Source organism: Collinsella sp. AF05-9, assembly GCF_003465595.1.
In the GTDB taxonomy this organism is placed as follows: domain Bacteria; phylum Actinomycetota; class Coriobacteriia; order Coriobacteriales; family Coriobacteriaceae; genus Collinsella.
In genome coordinates this window covers 1-4,729 of sequence record NZ_QSBB01000058.1, presented here as the reverse complement: position 1 = coordinate 4,729, position 4,729 = coordinate 1, and the positions used below count along the sequence as shown (strand labels likewise).

Annotated in this window: 4 protein-coding genes; 3 read left to right on the top strand and 1 reads right to left on the bottom strand. The window is 59.4% G+C overall.

Annotation, left to right across the window (positions count from 1 at the left end):
• Positions 1-322 precede the first annotated feature (322 nt).
• Positions 323-1,570 (bottom strand): peptidase T, encoded by a 1,248-nt coding sequence (gene pepT / locus DWV43_RS09760; protein ID WP_117818412.1) that lies wholly within the window; start codon positions 1,568-1,570, stop codon positions 323-325.
• A gap of 120 nt (positions 1,571-1,690) precedes the next feature.
• On the opposite strand from pepT, the gene DWV43_RS09755 reads away from it, so the two are divergent.
• The 3 genes from DWV43_RS09755 to DWV43_RS09745 all read left to right on the top strand — a co-directional run bounded on the left by DWV43_RS09755 (position 1,691) and on the right by DWV43_RS09745 (position 4,576).
• The gene (locus DWV43_RS09755) at positions 1,691-2,113 is read left to right on the top strand and encodes a metal-dependent transcriptional regulator (RefSeq protein WP_089573098.1); all 423 of its coding nucleotides are present in this window, start codon (positions 1,691-1,693) and stop codon (positions 2,111-2,113) included.
• Between the two features lie 10 nt (positions 2,114-2,123).
• Complete coding sequence (locus DWV43_RS09750) at positions 2,124-3,017, top strand: homocysteine S-methyltransferase family protein (protein ID WP_035138801.1); 894 nt, start codon at positions 2,124-2,126, stop codon at positions 3,015-3,017.
• A 158-nt stretch (positions 3,018-3,175) separates the two neighbouring features.
• On the top strand, positions 3,176-4,576 hold the full coding sequence (locus DWV43_RS09745; RefSeq protein WP_117818410.1) for a phosphoglucomutase/phosphomannomutase family protein: 1,401 nt from the start codon (positions 3,176-3,178) through the stop codon (positions 4,574-4,576).
• The last annotated feature ends 153 nt before the right edge of the window (positions 4,577-4,729 follow it).

Sequence of the window (4,729 nt, the reverse complement as noted above, 5' to 3'; positions counted from 1 at the left end):
TTTTAGTGCCCTCGGATTGGGTCATAGTGTCTGTCGTTGCCAAAACATCGGCGTTGCCTTGGTCCGGACTAGTCGTTGGGTAGTCATTGGGGACGTTTTTAAACGACTAGTCAAACAAGAACCTCCCCAATGACTACCCACAAAGCGAGAGTGGATGTCGTCATTTTGCGGCACTTGGGGACGTTCCTTTTGTGCCGGCAGTTTGGGACATTCCTTGCGTTAAGAGGCTGGCGTGCGTCAACCTGTTCTCATTGCAGCAAAAAATCGCCCCGTTCTCGGTTGAGGACGGGGCGATTCGTCTTTTGGGTTTATGCAGCCAGGCTTATGCAAAGCGGGCGACGAGCTCCTGCAGGACGTCGGTCATCTTGACGAGCGAACTGACCGGGACGAACTCGTTGACGCCGTGGTAGCAATAGCCGCCGGTGGAAAGGTTGGGGCAGGGCAGACCGCGGAACGACAGCTGCGCGCCGTCGGTGCCGCCGCGAATCGGCAGCACTTGGGGCTCAACGCCGCAGGCAAGGTAGGCTTCCTTGGCAACATCAATAAGCTCGGGATAGTCACGAACGATCTCGGCCATATTTCGATACTGCTGCTTAATCTCGACCGTTACGCGCTCCTCGCCCAGACGTTGGTTGAGCATCGAGGCGGCGGCATCAATAAGGTCGAGTTTCTGCTGGAACTTGGCGGCGTCATGGTCGCGGACGATATAGCGCGCTGTGGCGTGATCGACGGTCGCAGATACACCCTCAAGGTGATAAAAGCCCTCGTAGCCTTCCGTATACTCCGGGCGCTGCACGTAGGGGAGCAACGCGTTGAAGTCGCAGAACAGATTGCCTGCGTTGACCATACGACCCTTGGCGTCGCCCGGGTGGATGGACTGGCCCTCAAAGCGGACGGTCGCCTCGGCGGCGTTAAAGCACTCCCACTCCAGCTCGCCGATGGGGCCGCCGTCGACCGTGTAGGCGTACTTGCAGCCAAAGGTATCGATATCCAACAGCTCGGCTCCGTGGCCGATCTCCTCGTCAGGGCAGAAGCAAATGCCGAGTGCGGGATGGGGCAGAGAAGGGTCCTGAGCGATACGCGCGACAAGTGACATGATCTCGGCGACGCCTGCCTTGTCGTCCGCGCCCAGCAGCGTGGTGCCATCGCTGCAGACCAGGTCCTCACCCGCGAGGTCGTTCAGGGCGGGAAGCTTGGCGGTGCTCATGGCAACGGGCTTACCGTCAACCGTGCCGCAGACCAGGTCGCCGCCCTCGTAGTGTACGATGTGCGGCTTCACGCCGGCGCCCGGTGCAACTTCGGTGGTGTCGAGATGGGCGATCAGGCCCAGGGCGGGCTTGTCCTCAGCGCCCGCACTTGCGGGGATATGCGCGCAGACATAGGCATGCTCGGTCACGTGGGCATCTTCCGCACCAAGCTCGCGCAGCTCTTCAGCCAGCACGTTGGCAAGATCAAACTGAACGGCGCTCGAGGGTACCTGGTCGCAGTTTGCATCCTCGGACTGCGTGTTGATCTGGACGTAGCGCAAAAAGCGCTCGAGGACATCGGGGTTTGTGGTGGTGTTTTCCATAAAGATCGCTCCAATCTTGGTCGTCGTGTGCAACAAGAACTCTAGCACGGTATGCCACGGCATACCGCGACGCTTGGATGGGGTAGAATCAGCCATTGAATGCAGAAGGGACGGAAGATCATGGATACGACAAATAGCTCGCGCGAACTACATCTGACGGTGGCGAACGAAGACTACTTGGAGTGCATGGTTCGCATTGAAAGCGAAGAGGGGGAAACCAACGGCGTGCGATCGGTCGACATCGCGCAGCGCCTTGGCGTCTCCAAGGCATCGGTCAATAAAGCGGTTTCGGCGCTAAAGGCATCCGAGCTTGTCGAGCAATCGCACTACGGCAAGGTAGTCCTGACCGATCGCGGCCGCGAGGTTGGCACGGCTATCTGGTACCGTCATCGCCTCGTCCGCACGTTTTTGGTTCAGGAGCTCGGTGTCGAATTTGAGCGAGCCGATTCCGAGGCCTGCATGATGGAGCATGCGCTATCCGAGGACACGATGAACCGCTGGCTCGCCTATCTCGAAAAGCAGGGAATCAGCGTCGAGGAATAGCGGGATATATATGGATACGAGTTATTACAACCGCTTTGGTGCCGAGGAACTTACGCGCCGCTTGTCGAGCGAGACCTTGTTGGCGCAGGGCCCCATGGGCAGTGTTCTGTTGAGTGAGTACGATGCCGCCGACATTCCACCGGCGTTTTGGAATCTGGCAGAGCCGCAAACCGTTTCTCGTATTCATCGCTTGTATGTCGCCGCCGGCGCGCAGGTGCTCATTACCAACACCTTTCAGGCATCGAGCTATGCCCTCAAGCACGATCAGATTGCGCCGTCCGTGGCGGAGGTCAATCGCGGGGCCGTCGACGATGCTCGCCAGGCGCACCCTCAGCTGCTGCTGGGCTCGATGGGCCCGATCGGTATTGAGTGGTTTGCCGAGGACTCTGCCGAGTATCGTGAAATCCGCGGCATTGCGCGCGAACAGGCGCACGCCTTGCTCAATGCCGGCGTTGACGGTCTGCTGATCGAGACGGTGACGTCTATCCGTAATCTGCAGCCCATGCTTGCCGGCGCTCGAGATGCCGCCGACGGCATGCCTGTTCTGGTGAGTTTTGTCGTTGACGATAAAGGCGACCTGCTGGGCGATGGCCTCAACATCGAGGCAGCCGTTTTGTACGCCGAAAAACACGGCGCAAACTCGGTTGGTGTTAATTGCTGTTCGCTTGCGGCCGCGAATGCGGCGGTGCCCAGGATGGTTGCATCGGCGACTACTCCCGTCACGGTGCGTCCCAACGTAGGCGATCCGGTCCAGACTCAGGATGGCCCCGTATGGCACGAGAACCCTGAAGCTTTCGCGCGCGCATGCATCGAATGGAGACATGCCGGTGCCGCAATGGTGGGCAGTTGCTGTGGAACCACGGCAATCACTACGGCAGCAATGGCCGAGGCGCTCGATATATAAAGGGCAAAACCGCTCCATACGGGGCGGTTTTTTTATTGCCTGCATGTCCTCGGCAGCATTTGCCCAAATGGTGAATGCTGGTGCCGGCAGGTTGCCGAGTGCATGTTGCGGGTATACCCCATGCGTAACATGATCCAAACACTGTGAGGTGTCTGCGCGTGTGCGCGATAATTCATTTTGGAACTGACGGTTGGCGCGCTCGCGTCGATGAGGACTTCACTGCCGATAACGTTGCCCGTATCGCCGATGCCGTCGGCGAGTTGTGGCAAAAGACCAATCCGGGCAAAACGGTATATATAGGGTTCGACACCCGGCCCCTGGCGCGCGAGTTCGCTGAGCTTGCGGCGGGCGTGCTAGCAGCGCACGGGCTAGACGCCGTGCTCGCTTCGCGACCTGTTCCGACCCCTGCCCTTACGTGGGCGGCGGCTTATGACGGTGAGGCGTGCGGCGCGCTCATGGTGACGGGGTCCCATCATCCGCAGGGCTATCTGTGCCTCAAGATTCGCATGGGTGACGGCTCAACCGCCAACCAGGATGTCATCGAAGAGCTCGAAGAGACCATGGCTCCCGAGCCAATGGAGATCGAGGGGCAATATCGCACCGCGGATATCATTCCTGACTATATGCAGGCGGTGGCATCGTTTGTCGATGGCGAAGCCATCCGCGCCGCGCACCTGCGCGTGGTTGTCGATCCCATGGGCGGCGCAGCCCAGGGCTATCTAGCCGACTTGCTGCGCGAGCTTGGCGTTGAGGTGCACGAGATTCACGCCGGGCAGGCGTCTGACCAAGAAGATATCTGCCCCGACCCCGTTGAGCCTTGGGTGGACGCTTGCGAGCATACGGTTATCGAGGACGGAGCTTGCGCTGGCCTGGTGACCGACGGCGACGCCGACCGTATCGGCGCGGTTGACGAGCGCGGCAGATATATACATCCGCATCAGATCATGGCGCTCGTTTTGGGCGACTTGGTTCAATTTCGTAATTTGGAGGGGCGCGTCGTCGTCAATCTTTCATGCTCGACGCTCGTGCGTCGCATTGCCGAGGCGCTTGGCTGCCGCGTGACCGTCAAACCAGTCGGTTTCAAATATATAGCGGCGGAGATGAAGAAGGGCGGCGTCCTCATGGGCGGCGAAGAAGCCGGTGGTATCGGCATCGCCGCGCATATGCCCGAGCGCGATGGAATCCTCGCCTGTCTGATTCTGTGTGAGCTTATGGCAAAGACGGACGCGCCTTTGGGCGTTCTGGTCGACCAACTCGAGGACAGATTTGGTAAGACGAGTTACGGTCGACGCGATTTGCGCCTTGAGGCCGAAGATGCCGAAACGTTACGAACCCTGCTGCCGGGCGTAAACCCAGAGTCGATTTGTGGCAAGGTGCCGCAAAACGTTAGTCATATGGACGGCTTGCGTCTGTCATTCGAGGATGACACGTGGCTGCTGGTCCGTCCTAGCGGGACCGAACCAGTGGTGCGCGTCTACGCCGAGGGGTTCTCGGTGGAAGAACGTGATGAGTTGCTCGATGCTGGCTGTGCTTTAGCTAGGGGGACGTATCCGCTCTAACCATGAGATTGCCTTATATAAAGAGATGCTCGGCGAGCGGTAGTTAACGGCTGGCAAACGTTAGTCGGATCACAAGATATGTAGGAAATGTGTACGCCCAGATTCCCGCCCCCGGCGCCCCTCCGGTCTGGCAATATATCTCCTTGCCGCGCG